Source organism: Sulfitobacter sp. M13 (assembly GCF_053474885.1).
The window spans coordinates 1,126,342-1,143,499 of record NZ_CM130281.1 but is presented as its reverse complement, the minus strand read 5'-3'; the positions used below and the strand labels follow the sequence as shown (position 1 = coordinate 1,143,499).

Below are 17,158 nucleotides of genomic sequence, written 5' to 3'. Positions count from 1 at the left end.
CAGGAATCAGTTTTGATGCATCATTTGTCTCGCACCCGCCCGATGTCTCGCCGCTCTGTTTTGCGCGCAGGGGGGGCCGCTTTGGCTTTCGCGGCTGCAATCGGTGCGCAGGACACTGCTGCATGGGCGCAAACCAGCGATGCGGCAGAGCCTTTTACCTTCGCGTCACTGATCGAACAGGCGCGCAGCCTTGCCGGCGAAGACTATGTCGCGCCGACGCAATTGGGCGACCCGTTTACCTCGCTGGACTATGACGACTACCGCAACATCCGGTTCCGCGAAGACAGCGCGGTCTGGAAAGGCCCCGCGGCGCAGGCTGTGGTACACGCCTATCACCCCGGCTGGCTATTCGACGGCACCGTGGCACTCTACGAGATTGTAGACGGCAAGGCACAGCCGCTTGGCTTTACCTCGGACGACTTCATCTATCAGGCCAAGGCGCTTGAGAAAATTCCAACCGGCACAGAGCTCCCCGGCGTGGCGGGCTTTCGCATGAACGCGCCGTTGAATGACCCGCAACAGTTCGACGAGATCGTGTCGTTTCTGGGCGCGAGCTATTTCCGCGCCTTAGGGGCGGGCAACCGCTATGGCCTAAGCGCGCGCGGGTTGGCGGTGAACACCGCGACCTCTGAGCCCGAAGAATTCCCCCGTTTCAGTGCCTTCTGGCTGCAACGGCCAAAACCCGGCCAGACGGCAATGACCTTCTTTGCCCTGCTCGAAAGCCAGTCGGTCGTGGGGGCCTACAAGTTCACCGTGACCCCCGGGGCCACCACCACGATGGATGTGACCACCGAATTGTTCTTCCGCCAAGACGTACAGCAGCTCGGCATCGCGCCGCTGACCTCTATGTATCTGTTCGGGCTAAACGATCAGGGCAGCTTTGATGATTACCGCGCCCGCGTCCACGACAGTGAAGCCCTGATCGTGAACACCGGCGAGGACACGCTGTTTCGGGTGCTCAACAACCCGCCGAAACTCGCAAATTCATACTTTGGCGCGCAATCACCTAAGTCCTTTGGCCTTGTGCAACGCCACCGCGCCTTTGACGACTATCTGGATGCCGAAGCCCATTACGAGTTGCGCCCCACCCTCATGGTCGAACCCAGGGGCGACTGGGGCGAAGGTATGGTCCGCCTGATCGAGATTCCTTCGGATCTGGAGGGAAACGACAATATCGTCGCCTTCTGGACCTATAAAAACGGGTTCTCTGCGGGGGACAGCAAAAGCATCTCCTACCGTCTGAACTGGGGCATGACCCCACCCGGCGCGTCTTCTACACTTGCTCAAGTTTCACGCACACTTGCCGGACATGGGGGCGTTGCAGGCGTAAAACCGCGGAATGATCGCCGAAAATTTGTGATCGACTTTGAAGGTGCAACTTTAGCGGAACCAAATGCCGAGAACGTTGTTGAGGCCAATGTAAACATCGTCGGCGGCAAGATTGCAGGACAAGTGCTGCAGCAGATCGACGGCCACGATCATATGTGGCGACTGGTTCTAGAGGTCGTCGCCGAAACGAATGCAATGGTTGAACTGCGTGCCAATCTGGCCGCGGGTGACCGCCGCTTGACCGAGACTTGGGTATACCAATGGCTGAAAGAATGAATACGTCTGTGACATCAACTTCTTCCGAACCAATGACCGACTTTGACCGCTACGCGCCCCGTGCTGCCCCGCTGGATATGCCGCGGCAGGTACTTGAACATGATGCCCGCCCGTCGCTTTTCGAGGTGCTGAGCCGTATCTTCATGCGTAATGCCTGACATGCCCTCTTATGTGCGCGATGGTGCCACGCGGTTCAGCCGTGTCGGTGCCATTTGCTTTGCTCTGCTCTGTGCGACGGCCGCAGCCGCGACGCTTGCGCAGGCGGGTCTTAACACGGGGTTTGATATCTGGGACGGCTTTGCCGTTGCGCTCATTGCGCTTACCACTGCTTGGTTGGCGTGGGGGGCGGGGCAGGCGTTTTTGGGCGTGCCGTCCTTTGACCCGCTGCCCGACATGGACCTGTCCAACGCAGACTTCCCCCCCACAGCGATCCTTGTGCCGATCTGCAACGAAAACCCGACAGAGGTTTGCGCCCGCATCACTGCGATGCGCCAATCCATGCAAGCTGCCAACGTGCCGGTCGATTTTGCGATCCTATCCGATACCTTCGACCCCGACGCGCTGATCGCAGAGCGTGCGGCACTCGCCCCGCTATTCGCCGATGATAGCGCGTCTAATCCAGTCTTCTACCGCAACCGCACAGACCGCCACGGCCGCAAGGCTGGAAACGTCGAAGATTTCATCCGCAAATCCGGCGGGGCTTATGAATACGTCGTGATCCTTGACGCCGATAGCTTGATGGAGGGCAATACGATCCGCCACCTCGTCGCGCGGATGGAGGCAGATACGACCCTTGGACTGCTGCAAACACTGCCCAATATTTTCGGGGCGGGGTCACTATTTGGCCGTGCGATGCAGTTCTCTGCCAGCTTTCACTCACCTGTCTTTGCCCGCGGTCTGGCCCGAATGCAGGGGCGTGCGGGCCCGTTTTGGGGGCACAACGCCATCGCCCGTGTACGCGCTTTGTCGCAATGCTGCGGCCTGCCCGAACTCAGCGGCCCTGCCCCTTTTGGCGGCACAATCCTTAGCCATGATTACGTCGAAGCCGCGTTGCTTGTGCGTGGCGGCTGGCGCGTGGAAATGGACCCGCGCATCACCGGATCGTTCGAAGAAGGCCCCGACAACCTTCTTGCCTTTGCCCGTCGGGATCGTCGGTGGTGCCAAGGCAACCTTCAGCATATGCGTCTGGTCGGTGCCCCCGGTCTGCATGGCTGGAGCCGTTTCGTCTTTATCCAAGGTATCATGGCCTATCTGGTGTCGGTCGCATGGGGCGCGTTCCTAATCGTATCGCTGCTGGCCGCCGCGACCAACGCAAGCCCTGATTACTTCCCCAATGCCTATCAGCTTTTTCCGGTTTTCCCCGACGACAAGACCTTTCAGATTGTTGCGCTGGCCTTTGGCATTGGCGTGCTGCTTTTGCTGCCTAAGCTCGCGATCTTTGGCGAAGCTGCTGCAACGGGGCGCGCACGGGGCTTTGGCGGCGCGCTGCGTGCGCTTGGGTCCGTGTTGGCCGAAATCCTGCTCACCGCGCTGATCGCGCCGATCATGCTGATGTACCAAAGCCGCGCCGTAGCCGAAGTCTTTGCGGGCAAGGACGGTGGCTGGCCTGCGACTGCACGTGGCGAAGGGCGACTGACGCTGACAGAAAGCTGGCGTGCAAGCCGCTGGGTGTCGCTGTTCGGGATCGTGGTCACAATTGCGGTCTATCTGTTAGTGCCGAACCTGATTTACTGGCTGCTACCTGTGACGCTTCCCATGTCGATCGCCCCGCTGCTGATCGCCGTGACCTCGCACCCCAGCAATGGCCGTGTCTTTACCACGCCGCAAGAACGGGTCACGCCCGCTGTAATTGCCGCCTACCGCGAGAACCTGAGAACGGGTACCGCCCAACAAGGATCGTCGCATGACCCAATCGTCCAACCGGCCTGACGCCCAGCTTATTCCGATCCGGCGTGGCGTTGATCTGCCACGTCGCGCCCGCGATCCACGCATTGATGCCTTTCGCGGGCTGGCGCTGATAATGATCATCATCGACCACATGCCCGGCAACCCGTGGGAGTATCTGACCATCCGCAACATCGGGTTCTCCGACGCGGCAGAAGCGTTCTTTATCATGTCCGGCATCGCCGCCGGCATCGCCTATTCCCCCGCCATCGGTCGATGGATGTCGGGCGATCTGCGCCTATGGGATGCGATAGCCCCGTTGTGGCGGCGTGCGTGGCAGCTTTATATCGTGCACATCGTGCTGACGGTCGCCGCCATCGGGCTGTATGCTTGGGCGGCGGATACGTTTGTTCGATCCGAATTTCGGGTGATGCACAACCTCGCCTTGCTCTATGAGCAGACGGGTGCCGCGATGGCGGGGCTTGTTACGTTGGGCTACCAAATCGGCTATGTGAACATTTTGCCGTCTTATACTGTCTTGTTGCTGGCAGGCCCTGTTCTGATTGCCGCCGTGCTATATGCGCCGCGTACGACGCTGGCTGTCGCGGGGGCGTTCTGGCTTTATGCGGGTGCCACGCGGCTTACCATCCCGAACCACCCCGGTGGCGGCGGCTGGTTCTTTAACCCGCTCACGTGGCAGCTTATCTTTGTGATTGGTCTGGCAATCGGTGTCCGCCACCGCAAGGGCGAACGGCTGGTCCGCAACTCTGCGCTGTTGTTCAAACTGGCGGTCGGTGTGTTGCTGTTCATCGCGGCGTGGCGCTATGTGCCCGGTCTGGGCAGTTTTATGAACCACAAGATGGCGCAACTTGGCGGGATTGGCCTGCCCGCTAATATCGTGACCCATAATAAGTCCATGCTGGCGCTGCCGCGTTTGGTACACGTCCTTGCGCTGGTCTATGTGCTGTCCTGCCTCCCCGTGGTGACACACGTATGCGCGCACCGTCTGGCCGCCCCGCTCCGGCTGATGGGCAGTCACGGGCTGCTGGTGTTCGGCCTTGGCACCATTCTGGCACTGGCCGGTCAAATCATGATGGACATCGAACCCAACGTGACGGCCTTGCCGTGGATCCTGCCGCCGGTCGCGGTCGCTGTGTGCTATGTCGCTGCCCTGCTGGCCGAAGCTTCACGTAAACAGCCGCAGCCAAAGCAGCCAGCAGCCGCCACAGCCCCACGCCCCGAGATGGTTGCCAGCAGTTCAACGGCTTAAGGCCACGGCCCCGCCCCCCCATTGACGCAACACCCGATGTGCGAACTTATCCCGTGCATCGGGTTTTCTTTGCGTCCAAGACCACCCATAAGCACAAAACAGTGGAAATAGGGATCATTCCCCTATCTCGTAGCGTAATTTAGAGATGTCGAAAGAGGCCCCCATGTCAGGAACCGGAAAGATCGCGATACCAACCCGAGGGTGGCTACAGTTGATGGCGAGCCTTCTGATGGCGGTGTTCCTGACCCTCTCCCCCCTCGCGGTACAGGCGCAGTCCCTGTTTATGGGGGGTGGGCCCTCTGACAAAGAAACGACCGAAGCGGCGCCGGATGCCGAAGCGAAGGCACCGCTGGACAGCCTGCTTGAGGTTCTGAAAGACGATGACGCGCGTGCGGCGCTGATCGCGGACCTTGAAAAATCGCTGGACGCCTCGGGTCAACCGGCGGGCGACGAGAACCCCGCGATTGAAACCATCACCGCTGCGGCCGATGCCGAAGGTGTGTCAGTCGGGCGGCAGATCGCGCTGATTACCCAGCAGATCGGGCAAGACACGGTTAACACGCTTACGTCGTTCTGGACCGCGATCGAAGGCGGCGGCGGCGTGTTCGCCGGCCTTAGCGGATCAGAGCTATCGGTCTTGCTAGACGCCCTGCCCGGCCTGCTGGTCGTGATTGCGATCACCGTCGTCTTGTTTCTGGTGCTGCGCTATCTGGCACGCGGGCTGTATGCCCGTATGGGCCGAACAGCTGAACACGTCGGCATCTTCCGCTCTATCGGCCTGTTTCTGGGGTCGAACCTGCTGGATGCGTTTATCGTCATTGTGGCCTGGGCTGCGGGCTATCTGATTACCATCCTCGCCGTGGGCGAAGCCGGTCAGATCGGCATCCGTCAGTCGATGTATCTGAATGCCTTCCTGCTGGTCGAGATGACCAAAGTCATCATCCGGTCTTTCCTGTCGCCCGTCGCCTCGGGTCTGCGGCTCGTACCCGTGGGAGACGCGGCAGCCAAATCGCTGACCCGGTACCTGAGCGTCGTGGTCAGCCTGCTGGGGTATGGCCAGCTGCTTGTCGTGCCCATCGTCAATCAAAGCGTCAACGCGGCTGCGGGTGCAGGCGTCTCGGCACTGCTGTCGGTGATGGTGCTGCTGTATCTCGTCTATATCGTGCTGCGCCGTCGCAAGGCTGTTACCCGCTGGCTACAAAGCGAGGCGGACCCCGTTGAGGCGACGGCAGCAGAGGGCGTCGATCCGGCTACCATCGCGCAGGCACGGCGCGGGTTCATCGCCCGCATCTTGCATGGGCTGGCAGGCATCTGGCATTGGGTTGCGCTGACGTATATTGCGGTGATGTTCATCGTGGTGATGACCCAGCCTGCTGATGTGACGCTCGAGGCGATTGTCGGGTCGGGCAAGATTTTGGCCGCGATCATTATCGCATCCCTACTGTCGGGCTGGCTGGCGCAGGCCGTGCACCGTGGTATCTCTTTGCCTAAGGACGTGAACGCCAAACTGCCGCTGCTTGAACGCCGCATCAACACGTTTGTCCCGCGTGCCTTTAGCACATTGCGTCTTTTCCTGCTGATCTGCGTGCTGTTCTTTACACTGGACGTGATTGGCATGATCGACATGCGCAGCTGGCTTGAGGGCCAGGTCGGTCTGGCAGTGACCAAGGCGTTAATCTCTGTCGGGTTGATCCTGACGGTGGCCTTTGGCATCTGGCTCGCGCTGACGTCCTTTGTCGATTACAAGCTGAACCCTGAATACGGCGCTGTGCCGACCTCGCGGGAAACCACCTTGCTGACGTTGCTGCGCAACGCGGCGACCATTGCGCTGATCATCCTGACGCTGATGTTCGTGCTTAGCGAAATCGGGCTGGATATCGGTCCACTGCTGGCTTCTGCTGGGGTGTTGGGTCTGGCGATTGGTTTTGGCGCTCAAAAGATGGTGCAAGACATCATCACCGGCGTGTTCATCCAGTTCGAGAACGTCATCAACGTCGGCGATGTGATCACCGTAGGCGGTACCACAGGCACGGTCGAAAAGCTGTCGGTGCGGTCCGTTTCCCTGCGCGATGTGCAAGGGGTGTTCCACATGATCCCCTTCTCGACCGTGGATGTGGTCAGCAACTACATGCGCGGCTTTGCCTATACGGTTTGTGACATGGGCATCGCTTACCGCGAGAATGTCGAAGACGCCAAACAGGCGATGTTCGATGCCTATGACCGGATGATGGCAAACGAGCCTGAAATCGCAAATAGCATCATGGGAGAGCTGGAGTGGTTCGGCGTGCAGTCGCTTGGCGACAGCGCCGTGGTTCTGCGGGTGCGGATCAAGACCGATCCGGGCAAGCAATGGGGCATCGGGCGCATGTACAACGGCTATCTCAAGACAGTCTTTGACGAGCGTGGGATCGAAATCCCCTTTCCACAGCAAACCATCTGGCTGGGCGAGAACAAGGACGGCACCACCCAGCCGTTCAAGATCGAAGGCCCCGCAGCCCAAGATGCGGATAAGGGCCCCAAAAAGGCCAAGACGGTGTCCAAGCCGATCAAGGCGGATGATGTGCCCGACAGCGACGGTGACGGCGGCGCCGACCGCTAGCAGCGGTTGATGGATCAGACATAAAAAAGGCCCCCGATCAGCGATGATCGGGGGCCTTTTGTTTTCAAAGTATCTGCGCGGGCGCTACATCACGGCTTCGATCAGATAGGGGCCCTTGTGTGCCAGTCCGGTCTCGATCGCCAGTTCCAGTGCCGCGCAATCTGTGACCTGCGTTGCCTCCACGCCCATCGATTTCGCCATCTGAGCAAATTCAAGCGTCGGCTGGTCCAGCGACAGCATATCCATCGCCTTGGGGCCCGCATTGCTGACGCCAACATTTGTCAGCTCGCCGCGCAGGATCTTGTACACGCGGTTGGCGAAAATCACGATGGTAATGTCCAGCCCTTCGCGTGCCATCGTCCAAAGCGCCTGAACCGTGTACATTGCGCTGCCGTCCCCGACCAACGCCATCACCTTGCGGTCCGGGCAAGCAACCGCAGCGCCAATCGCTACGGGCATGCCATATCCGATGGACCCGCCGCAGTTGTTCACCCATGTGTGCTTGGGTGCCCCTGCTGTCGCGGGGAAAAAGGCGCGGCCTGTGGTGATCGCCTCGTCGATGATAATCGCATCCTCGGGGATGCTGCGTGCCAAAGCTTGCGCGATGCCGCCGGGTTCCAGCGGGCCGCTGGGTTTATCCGGCACAGAGGCCTCTGCCACATGCGCAGGCGCGGTGCCCGTCGCGTCAGCACCGCTGCAAAGCGCTGCCAGTGCCGCTTCGATATCCTGACCGGTGGTGCACAGATTGGTGATCTGCGTGCCTTCGGCGGTCAGGATGGCGGGCTTGTTCGGGTAGGCAAAGAAACCGACCGGCGCGCGCGCGCCCACCAGAACGATGCGTTTGAACGGAGCCAATGTCTCTAGCGCCTGATCAATCGGATAAGGCACACGGTTGACCACCACACGACCCGCCCCGCGTTCCTGCCGCGCATTGGCCCATTCGCTTAGCAATTTGCAGCCGGTCTTGGCCGCGATCCGCCCTGCGACCTCCAGCATCTCGGCGCTCAGCGCAGCACCACCCAACAGCAGCAAGCTGTCGGAACCGGACAGCGCGGCGACCGCTTCCTCCAGCGCGGCCTCGTCAAAGGCGGGGCGCACTGCGGGTTCAAGCGCGGGCGCGACCGTGCCGCCCTCGTTCCACGCGGTGTCACTGGGCAGCATCAGCGTCGCGACCTGACCGGGGGCCACATTCGCCGCCTGCACCGCACGGGCAGCATCCGCGCCCACATCCGCCGCCGACAGCGACGTATGCACCCAATGCGACACGGGCCGCGCGATCCCTTCGATGTCAGACGTTAGTGGCGCATCCAGCTCGATATGCGTGACCGCATGTTCGCCGACGATGTTCACCACGCCGGACCCGGCCTTTTTTGCATTGTGCAGGTTCGACAACCCGTTGGCCAAACCCGGCCCAAGGTGCAGCAGAGTACAGGCGGGCTTGCCGGCCATACGGTAATAGCCATCTGCCGCCCCCGTCGCCACGCCCTCTTGCAGGACAAGGATAGACCGCATGCCGGGCACGTGATCCAGCGCGGCAACAAAGTGCATTTCCGACGTACCGGGATTGGTAAAGCACGTGTCCAGCCCGCTATCAAGTAGCGTTTGCACAAGGCTATCCGCGCCGTTCATCTTGTCCGTATCCGTTTGATCGTTCATGAATTTTTCCTTGTTCACGCAGAGACCGCCGCCCAGAAGGGCGCACGCAATTCTTTCTTGAGGATTTTCCCGATAGAGCTGCGCGGCAGCTCGTCCCGCAGCTCGACCGCCGACAGACGCTGGCTTTTGCCCAGTTTGGCATTGGCGTCCGCGCAGACGTCATCGCCCGAACGTGTCGCCCCTTCGCGCAGCACAACCAAACCATAAGGCGTTTCACCCCATGCCTCAGATGGCACACCGATGACCGCGGCATCGATCACATCCGGGTCCGCCAGCAGCGCCAGCTCAAGATCGTCAGCGTAGATGTTCAACCCGCCCGAGATGATCATATCTTTCTTGCGGTCCGACAGGATCAGAAAGCCGTCGTCGTCAAAGCGCCCCATATCACCCGAGCGGAAGAAGACGTTGCCCGCTTCGTCACGCCAGATGTAATCCGCCGTCAGATCATCGCGCCCGAAATAGCCCGCCATCATCGTTGGACCACGGCCGCAAATCTCGCCCACCTCGCCCTTGGGGACCTCTTTGCCGGTCTCGTCAATCAGGCGAATTTCATTGCCCGGCGCAGTCTGGCCCACCGTATGCAATTTATCGGGATGTTCGGCAGAGTTCAGCACCGTGACCCCGCCCCCTTCGGTCAGGCCATAGTATTCAAGCAACTTACCGGGAAACCGTGCCAGCACGTCGGCCTTGACCTCGGCCCGCAGCGGCGCGGAGGTCGAGAATTTGACCTGCATCGACGACAGATCAAACTGGTCAAAATCGGGCACATCCATGATGCGTTTGTACTGCACAGGCACCAGCATCGTGTGGGTGATCTTTTCACGCTGCACGATCTCGAGGTAACCGCGTGCGTCGAATTTCGGCATCAGATACACCGTGGACCCGCCGTAAAGCGTGGGCAGGAACGACACGATCGTCGTGTTGGAATAGAGCGGCGTCGACAGCAGAGTACGCGCATTATCGTCATATCCGTTGGGCGACACACGATCCATTTGCGCGGACCGCATCCAGTGGTTGTGCAAGATGCCCTTGGGCGTCCCCGTTGTGCCCGAGGAATAGATCAGGTTGAACGCATCCGACATCTCGGTCTTGATTTCGGGATCGGTGTCAGACGCCGCGGCGACCGCCGGTTCATAGGGGTCGAACGCGGGGTGGTCAAAATCAATGGCAAACCGTGCCAGATCCAGATCAGCAACGAACCCGTCGACCAGTTCAAGGTATTGCGCCGCGACAAAGATCGCACGCGCGCCGCAATCGGTTAGCATCTTTTGCAGCGCGTCGGGCGACGCCATCGTAGACAGCGGCGTCACACAGGCCCCCGCCCGCAGGATGCCCATAAACAGCTCTGCATAAGGAATGGAATTAGGAGAGATGATTGCGATGTTATCGCCCTTGCCCACCCCCAGCGACAGCAGCAGATTGGCGATCTTGTTGATGCGCTGGTCGAATGCCCCCCAGCTGACGGTCTTTGCGTCACAGACCAGCGCGGGTTTGTCCGGATGCGCTTTGGCGTTGCCACGCACGACCTCGACGATGGTTTGCGTAGGTGTGTTCGCCGGTGCCGGCGGATTGATCGGTATCATATCACTGTCCTGAAATAGTTCTCTCCCCGCTGCGGAACACCGTTCCGCAGCCCCTGACAGCAGTAGTAACGATCAATCAGAAACTTGCAAACGATGGGTGACTACGTGGCAGCTTTTCCCAAGGCGACATAGGCCTCATGCTGGGAAAGGAACACGCTTCCTGTCAAATCAGAGATGAAGTGCTGCTTTTTTAGGCGGTCCATGACCGGGCCTTTGACCTCGGACATGTGCAGCTTGATCCCCATATCCCGCAACCTTGTATTGATCGCCTCGAGCGATTCCAGCGCGCTAAAGTCGATCTCGTTGATGGCAGAGCACATCAATACCACGTGGCGCAGGCAGGTATCTCCGGCCAAACGGTCATAGATGCGATCCTCGAGGAAACGCGCGTTGGCGAAATAGAGGCTCTCGTCGATGCGCAGGGTCAGCACGGTCGGGCAGGTTTCGACGTCGTGGCGGTTGATATTTCGAAAGTGTTCGGTGCCAGGCACCAGCCCCACCTCGGCAATATGGGGTTTGGTGGTCTTATAAAGATGCAGGAAGATCGACAGGACCACCCCGCACGTGACCCCCAGTTCGACTCCGCTGCCCAAAGTGATCAGCATGGTGGACAGAACGGCGGCGAAGTCAGACTTGGAATAGGACCATGACTTTTTCAAAATCGTAAAATCAACCAGCGTCAGGACAGCAACAATGATCGTCGCGGCCAGTGTCGCTTGCGGTAGAAAGAACACCAGCGGCGTCAGCGCCAATGCGGCGATGGCCAGCCCCACGGCGGTATAAGCCCCCGCCGCCGGTGTCTGCGCGCCTGCGTCAAAGTTTACCACCGACCGCGCGAAACCGCCCGTGACCGGATAGCCGCCGGTAAACGCCGCCCCGATATTTGCGGCCCCCAGCCCGATCAGCTCTTGGTCCGGATTGATGCGCTGCCGCTTCTTTGCGGCAAGGGTCTGAGCGACCGATATCGATTCCACAAACCCGATGACAGAGATCAGGAACGCGGGCAGCAGCAGGTTGCCCATCAGGTCGAACGACAGATCCGGCATCGTCAGCGGCGGCAGGCTTTGCGGGACAGCGCCCACTATTTTGACGCCCTGCCCCGCGAGATCAAAGAACCAGACCGCCACCGTTGTGGCAACGACAGCCGCCACCGGCCCCGCCTTGGTCGCCACATCCGCCGCCCGCGGGCCGACACCGCGGGCACGCAAAAACGGCTTGAGCCCCTTGCGCACCCAGAACAGGAACAGCGTCGCTGACACGCCGATGGCGACCGTCGTCCAGTTCACATTGCCCAGATTGGCCCAGATCGACATCAGCAGCTCTGCCAGATTGCCGCCCGAGGCATCAATGCCCAGAAGGTGCTTGATCTGGCTGGCCGCGATGATCACGCCTGAGGCGGTGATAAACCCCGAGATGACGGGGTGTGACAGGAAATTCGCAAGAAACCCAAGCTTGAACACCCCCATCACCAGAAGCATGACACCCGACAGCAACGCCAGCGTCAGCGCTGCGACGGCATAGCCCATCGTGCCCTGATCGGCGATATTGCCCAAGGCAGCCGCCGTCATCAGTGACACCACCGCCACAGGCCCCACCGCCAGCGCACGGCTGGTCCCAAACACCGCATAGAGCAGGATCGGCGCGATGGACGCATAAAGCCCCGCCTCGGGCGGCAGTCCGGCCAGCAAGGCGTAAGCGAGAGACTGCGGGATCAGCATGATCGTGACGATCACCGCCGCCATCAGATCATTGGACAAAGCCGACTTGTCATAGTCGCGCCCCCAGTCGAGGACGGGAAAATACCGGCGGGCAGCTGAAGGGATACGCACCCGCTTACAACCCGTTCACCGGCACCTTGAGCATTAAATTTCCATCCTTGTCGCGCGGCATATGCCCTGCGCGCATGTTCACCTGAAGCGACGGGATGATCAGTTTCGGCATGGCAAGCTGCGCGTCACGTTCGGTGCGAAAGGCAATAAATTCGGCGCGGGTTTTACCGCCACCCACGTGGATGTTATGCGCCTTCTCGTCGCCCACCGTGGTCTCCCACTGTATATCGCGGCCGTTGGGGCCATAGTCGTGGCACATGAACAGGCGCATATCTTCGGGCAAGGATAATACCTTTTGGATGCTGTCATACAGCTCTCCGGCGTCGCCACCTGGGAAATCCGCGCGGGCAGAGCCACCGTCAGGCATGAAAAGCGTATCGCCCGTGAAGGCCGCGTTGCCCATGACATGCACCATACAGGCGGGCGTATGGCCGGGGGTGTACATCGCGAAACACGCCATACCGCCAACGCGGTAGCGGTCGCCGTCCTTGAACAACGCATCGAACTGCGACCCGTCGCGCTGAAATTCGGTGCCTTCGTTGAACACTTTCCCAAAGGTGTCCTGCACGGTCATGATCTGCTCTCCGACGCCGATCTTGCCCCCAAGCTTTTGCTGGATGTAGGGCGCGGCAGACAGGTGGTCGGCGTGGACATGGGTCTCTATGATCCACTCCAACGCAAGGCCCTGCGCTTCAACCTCGGCGATCAGCTTGTCCGCGTGGTCATAGGTGATCCGTCCGGCGGCATAATCGATATCCATGACTGAATCGATGATTGCACAGGCGTTGGAATCCGGATCGCGGACAATATAGCTGATCGTATTCGTCACCGGATCAAAATGCCCCGACACGATAGGGGTGACATCCATATTTACAGGGTACTCAGTCATTGTCATCCGCTCCACTTGCGTTTGGCCGGCCCGAAATGCAGGCTTGCCATCAGTCTTCGAGTCGAACATATTCATACTATGGAATTCTTAGTGAGGGAAGCGGATTATGAGACTTGACCGACGCAGTTTCTTGCAGCAAAGCGCTGCGACATTCGCCTTGGCGGGTCTGGCCCACCCCGCCCTCGCGCGCATCACCATCGCAGAGATGACGCTGGATGTTGTCAGCGACGGCCACCTAGAGCTGCCCGGCAGTTTTGCCTTTGAGGGACTGCCCAAGGATGATCTGATGCCGGTGCTGCAAGCCCTTGGCCAACCCTATGATCCGCTGACCCCACCTTGCAACCTCAGTCTGCTGCGCGGCAACGGGCGTACCGTGTTGTTCGACACGGGCGCAGGAACGGGCTTTATGCCAAGCGCAGGCAAGCTGCCTGACACGCTCAATGCCCTTGGCGTTGCCCCCGAAGAGATCACGGATGTCGTGTTCACCCACGGCCACCCCGACCACCTGTGGGGCGTGCTGGATGATTTCGACGATCCATTGTTCGCCAATGCCGGCTATCATATAGGCCAGGAAGAATGGGCGTATTGGACCGACCCTAACACCGTTAGCACCATCGGTAGCGCCCGCCAGTCCTTTGCCGTGGGCGCGGCACGCCGGCTAGAGGTCATTGCAGAACGGATGCAGTTTTTTACCGACGGGGCAGAGGTCCTGCCCGGCGTCGGGGCGCGGCTGACGGCGGGGCACACGCCCGGACATATGTCGTTCGAAGTGCGCGCCGGTAACAGCGCAGCGATGATCGTGGGCGATGCCATCGGCAATGACCATATCGCGCTGGCCCGTCCGTCTTGGGAGGTGCCATCAGACCAGAACCCCGAAGAGGCCGCGCGTACGCGGGTCGGCTTGATCGGCGATCTTGCCGCTTCACAAATGCCGATTGTAGGGTTTCACCTTGGGCAGGGCGGTATGGGGCGGATCGACAAAAGCGCCGAGGGTTTCACGTTTATCCCCGACACCTAAGCACGCAGCCGACGTTCAAAATCCGTCAAGCGCGCTCTGCGTGATCTCGTCCAGCAAGCTCTGGACCTCTTGCATCGGGCCGTCAGGATAGGTCGGGTAGCCGACAGCGACTTCACCCTCGATATCCGTGACAAAGATACTGTAGGGGCAATGTGCGATGTTCATCGGATCTGCCTCCATCATCTTGCGTGACACCACGGCAGAGCAGAACAAAAACACATCCGCCGCGCGAAAAATCTCTACGTCGCTGCCAACATCCCGAGCTGTGCGGGCCAGCATCTCGCCCGTGTGGCTGACGTGATCAATCACCAGCCCCTTGCCGACAATCGCGTTCTCGACCGCGAATGTCGCATCGTCAAAGCTGCCATCATAAGGGTAGGTCATCGCCTGATCCTGCGCGGCCAGCGGGGCCGCACTTAGGCAAAGGGCGGCGGCAATAAGCATCGGTTTCATACTCTGTCCTTTCGTGACGGGCACGCCCTTAGTGTAGCACCGAAAGGCCGCGCCGCCAATCGGGCGCAGGATCAAGGCGCCGGAAAGCTCTTGAGATAGGCGATCACTGCCTCGATCTCGGCATCGCTTTTCAGACCCGCAAACCCCATCTTGGTCCCCTTGATGAACCCGCGTGGCGAGGTCAGGAAGGCGTCAAGCGTCTGGGGTGTCCAGACCAATCCTTGGTCGGCTTGCGCCGTCAGTGCACGCGAATATTTGAACCCGTCGACCTGCCCCGCAGGCGCATCAACGATCCCGTTCAGAACCGGACCCGCGCGGTTCTTCGCCCGCTCGCCCAGTTGGTGGCAGGCTTTGCATTTGCGAAACACCAGCTCGCCATCGGCAAGCAATTCCGGGTCGACGGAGGCCTCTATCGGCGCGTCCTCGGCCACTACAGGTGTCTCTTGCTGTGCTGTATCCGTGGCCGTATCCGGGACCTCATCCTTGGGCGTCACATCCAACGCCAGCGCACGCATTGTCACCTCTACGCTGTCTTTGCAGCCGGTCATACAGGGTTCGGCGCGCCATAGGGCAAGCTCTGCGGTTTCGCGGTCGTCACGGATAAAACCGTCAGCATTGGGCATCTCGACAGAGGTAAAGTTATCCTTCGTCAGCACGAAATCCTCGTCCACTAGATCGTTGGAATACAGGATATAGGCCACGATGCTATAGACCTCGTCCACTGTCAGCGTCCCTGCATCGCCGTAAGGCATGGACCGGCGGATATAGTCGAAACTCGTCGATAGATGCGGCCAGTATGACCCCACCGTTTTGACCGGATCAGCATCAGCAAGCGTGTCTTGTCCGCCCGCCAAGGCTGGCCAGTTTCCGCGCCCCTCGGCAAAGTCCCCATGGCAGGCAGCGCATTTCTCGGTAAAGATTTCCTCGCCCGTGAGGGCATCCCCCTGCCCTTGCGGCAGATCGCTTCCATCGGGGTGCACATCGATATCCCACGCTGCGATTTCCTCGGGCAGCGCTGCACGGCCTAACCCGTAAGGGGCCGCACCCACGGGCAGCGCGGTAACCGATGTGCCCAAACACAGGGCGATGGCCTTAAGATACTTCGACATTTTCAACGCTCCCGTCCTTGTGCAGCCACCACGTCTGGATGCCGTTGTTGTGGTAGATAGAGTTCAGCCCCCGCACATCGCGCAGCTGGGTTTTGGTCGGCTGGACATAGCCGGTGTCATCCATCGCGCGGGATTGCAGCAGCATCTCTGCGCCGTCCCACTGCACATCCAGATAAAAGCGGGTCAGCGCCATGGGCGTGCCCGGCTGCGCCAGTCGCGCTGTCTGCCACGAGGCCCCGCCATCCGTGGAGACATCCACGCGGGTGATCGCACCGCGACCCGACCATGCCAGCCCCGTGATCACCAAAGGCCCCGCGCCATGCGGGACTGACGATTGCGGGCTTGGCGCGGTGATGACGGACTTCGCGTCCATCTCCCATGTCCATTTGCGGCTGGTGCCATCGGCCAGCGTATCGGTATATTTCGAGGTTTCCTCGCGGCTTTCGACGGGCGCGTCCGTGACCTCTATCCGGCGCAGCCATTTGACCCACAGGTTGCCCTCCCAGCCCGGAACGACCAGCCGCACGGGATAACCGTGTTCCTTGCGCAGTGCCTCGCCATTGGCCTTGAATGCGACCAGCACATCGTCAAGCGCCTTGTCCATCGGGATCGACCGCCCGTTCGACGACGCATCCGCCCCCTCGACGTAAACCCACTTGCCCGTGGTGTCATAGCCCGCTTCCTCTAGCAGCAGGCGCAGGGGCACGCCTGTGTATTCCATGTTGTGGATCATGCCGTGCGTGAACTGCGCTCCGTTCAACTGCGCGCCAGCCCATTCCATCCCCGAATTGGCGGCACATTCGCAGAAATACACATGGTTTTCGCGCGGAAAGCGTTCCAGATCGGCGTAGGTGAACACCAGCGGGCGGTCCACCAGCCCGTTCAACATCAGACGGTAATCCTGCTTTGACAGTTCAATCGCGCCCGAATGGTGCCGTTCAAAAGCGCAGCCCTGCGGGGTGATCGTGCCGTCCAGCGCATGGATCGGCGTAAAGTTGATCGAGCTGATGGTATCCGCCGTCAGCCATGGCACATTGCGCCGGACCACATCGTCTTCGAACCGGATCGGCAAGCCATAGGAAGTAACATCTACGCCCTCGCCCAGTCCCTGCGCCCAAGGTTGCGGGTCGGTGATCAACGGGTCCGGCGATTGCGCCGCGGCGCTGCGGGCGGCCATCGCCCCCAGACCGGCCGTCGCCGCGCCGCGCAAAAAGGCCCGTCTGTTTGTTTTGTTACGTGGTGCCATGGCGTTGCCCTCCCGTG

The 17,158-nt window shown here is 60.5% G+C and carries 13 protein-coding genes; 6 read left to right on the top strand and 7 right to left on the bottom strand.

The annotated features are described in order from the left end of the window. Positions 1 to 15: 15 nt before the first annotated feature. From ACVBAU_RS05440 to ACVBAU_RS05420, 5 genes are all read left to right on the top strand, one after another. Positions 16 to 1,605, top strand: coding sequence for a glucan biosynthesis protein (locus ACVBAU_RS05440; RefSeq protein WP_448328324.1), 1,590 nt, complete (start codon positions 16 to 18; stop codon positions 1,603 to 1,605). Next, on the top strand, positions 1,602 to 1,763 hold the full coding sequence (locus ACVBAU_RS05435; RefSeq protein ID WP_171048930.1) for a hypothetical protein: 162 nt from the start codon (positions 1,602 to 1,604) through the stop codon (positions 1,761 to 1,763). Before ACVBAU_RS05440 ends, ACVBAU_RS05435 begins: the two co-directional genes overlap by 4 nt. Further along, positions 1,756 to 3,534 (top strand): glucans biosynthesis glucosyltransferase MdoH, encoded by a 1,779-nt coding sequence (gene mdoH / locus ACVBAU_RS05430; RefSeq protein WP_448328322.1) that lies wholly within the window; start codon positions 1,756 to 1,758, stop codon positions 3,532 to 3,534. Before ACVBAU_RS05435 ends, mdoH begins: the two co-directional genes overlap by 8 nt. Further along, positions 3,509 to 4,759 (top strand): OpgC family protein, encoded by a 1,251-nt coding sequence (locus ACVBAU_RS05425; protein ID WP_448328320.1) that lies wholly within the window; start codon positions 3,509 to 3,511, stop codon positions 4,757 to 4,759. The genes mdoH and ACVBAU_RS05425 overlap by 26 nt, the downstream gene beginning before the upstream one ends. A 163-nt stretch (positions 4,760 to 4,922) precedes the next feature. Then, positions 4,923 to 7,358: a mechanosensitive ion channel domain-containing protein gene (locus tag ACVBAU_RS05420; protein ID WP_448328318.1), complete on the top strand. Its 2,436-nt coding sequence runs from the start codon at positions 4,923 to 4,925 to the stop codon at positions 7,356 to 7,358. An 84-nt stretch (positions 7,359 to 7,442) separates the two neighbouring features. On the opposite strand, the gene ACVBAU_RS05415 is transcribed toward ACVBAU_RS05420, so the two are convergent. The 4 genes from ACVBAU_RS05415 to ACVBAU_RS05400 form a co-directional block, all read right to left on the bottom strand. Further along, positions 7,443 to 9,014, bottom strand: a complete 1,572-nt coding sequence (locus ACVBAU_RS05415; RefSeq protein WP_448328316.1) for an acetolactate synthase large subunit — start codon at positions 9,012 to 9,014, stop codon at positions 7,443 to 7,445. Between the two features lie 14 nt (positions 9,015 to 9,028). Continuing rightward, a complete protein-coding gene (locus ACVBAU_RS05410; RefSeq protein ID WP_138924075.1) occupies positions 9,029 to 10,597 on the bottom strand; it encodes a class I adenylate-forming enzyme family protein in 1,569 nt (522 codons plus the stop codon). A gap of 101 nt (positions 10,598 to 10,698) precedes the next feature. Next, complete coding sequence (locus tag ACVBAU_RS05405; protein WP_448328313.1) at positions 10,699 to 12,426, bottom strand: SulP family inorganic anion transporter; 1,728 nt, start codon at positions 12,424 to 12,426, stop codon at positions 10,699 to 10,701. Between the two features lie 4 nt (positions 12,427 to 12,430). Next, positions 12,431 to 13,315, bottom strand: coding sequence for an MBL fold metallo-hydrolase (locus tag ACVBAU_RS05400; protein ID WP_138924077.1), 885 nt, complete (start codon positions 13,313 to 13,315; stop codon positions 12,431 to 12,433). Between the two features lie 106 nt (positions 13,316 to 13,421). Between ACVBAU_RS05400 and ACVBAU_RS05395 the strand changes: the two genes are divergently transcribed. Next, positions 13,422 to 14,333 carry an MBL fold metallo-hydrolase gene (locus ACVBAU_RS05395; RefSeq protein ID WP_448328311.1) on the top strand — a complete coding sequence of 304 codons (912 nt, stop codon included), beginning with the start codon at positions 13,422 to 13,424 and terminating at the stop codon, positions 14,331 to 14,333. A 15-nt stretch (positions 14,334 to 14,348) separates the two neighbouring features. Here ACVBAU_RS05395 and ACVBAU_RS05390 read toward each other — a convergent pair whose 3' ends face one another. The 3 genes from ACVBAU_RS05390 to soxC form a co-directional block, all read right to left on the bottom strand. Further along, on the bottom strand, positions 14,349 to 14,786 hold the full coding sequence (locus ACVBAU_RS05390) for a DUF302 domain-containing protein (RefSeq protein WP_448328310.1): 438 nt from the start codon (positions 14,784 to 14,786) through the stop codon (positions 14,349 to 14,351). A gap of 71 nt (positions 14,787 to 14,857) precedes the next feature. Then, positions 14,858 to 15,895, bottom strand: coding sequence for a c-type cytochrome (locus ACVBAU_RS05385; RefSeq protein WP_448328308.1), 1,038 nt, complete (start codon positions 15,893 to 15,895; stop codon positions 14,858 to 14,860). Continuing rightward, positions 15,879 to 17,141 carry a sulfite dehydrogenase gene (gene soxC / locus ACVBAU_RS05380; protein ID WP_448328307.1) on the bottom strand — a complete coding sequence of 421 codons (1,263 nt, stop codon included), beginning with the start codon at positions 17,139 to 17,141 and terminating at the stop codon, positions 15,879 to 15,881. The genes ACVBAU_RS05385 and soxC overlap by 17 nt, the downstream gene beginning before the upstream one ends. Positions 17,142 to 17,158 lie beyond the last annotated feature (17 nt).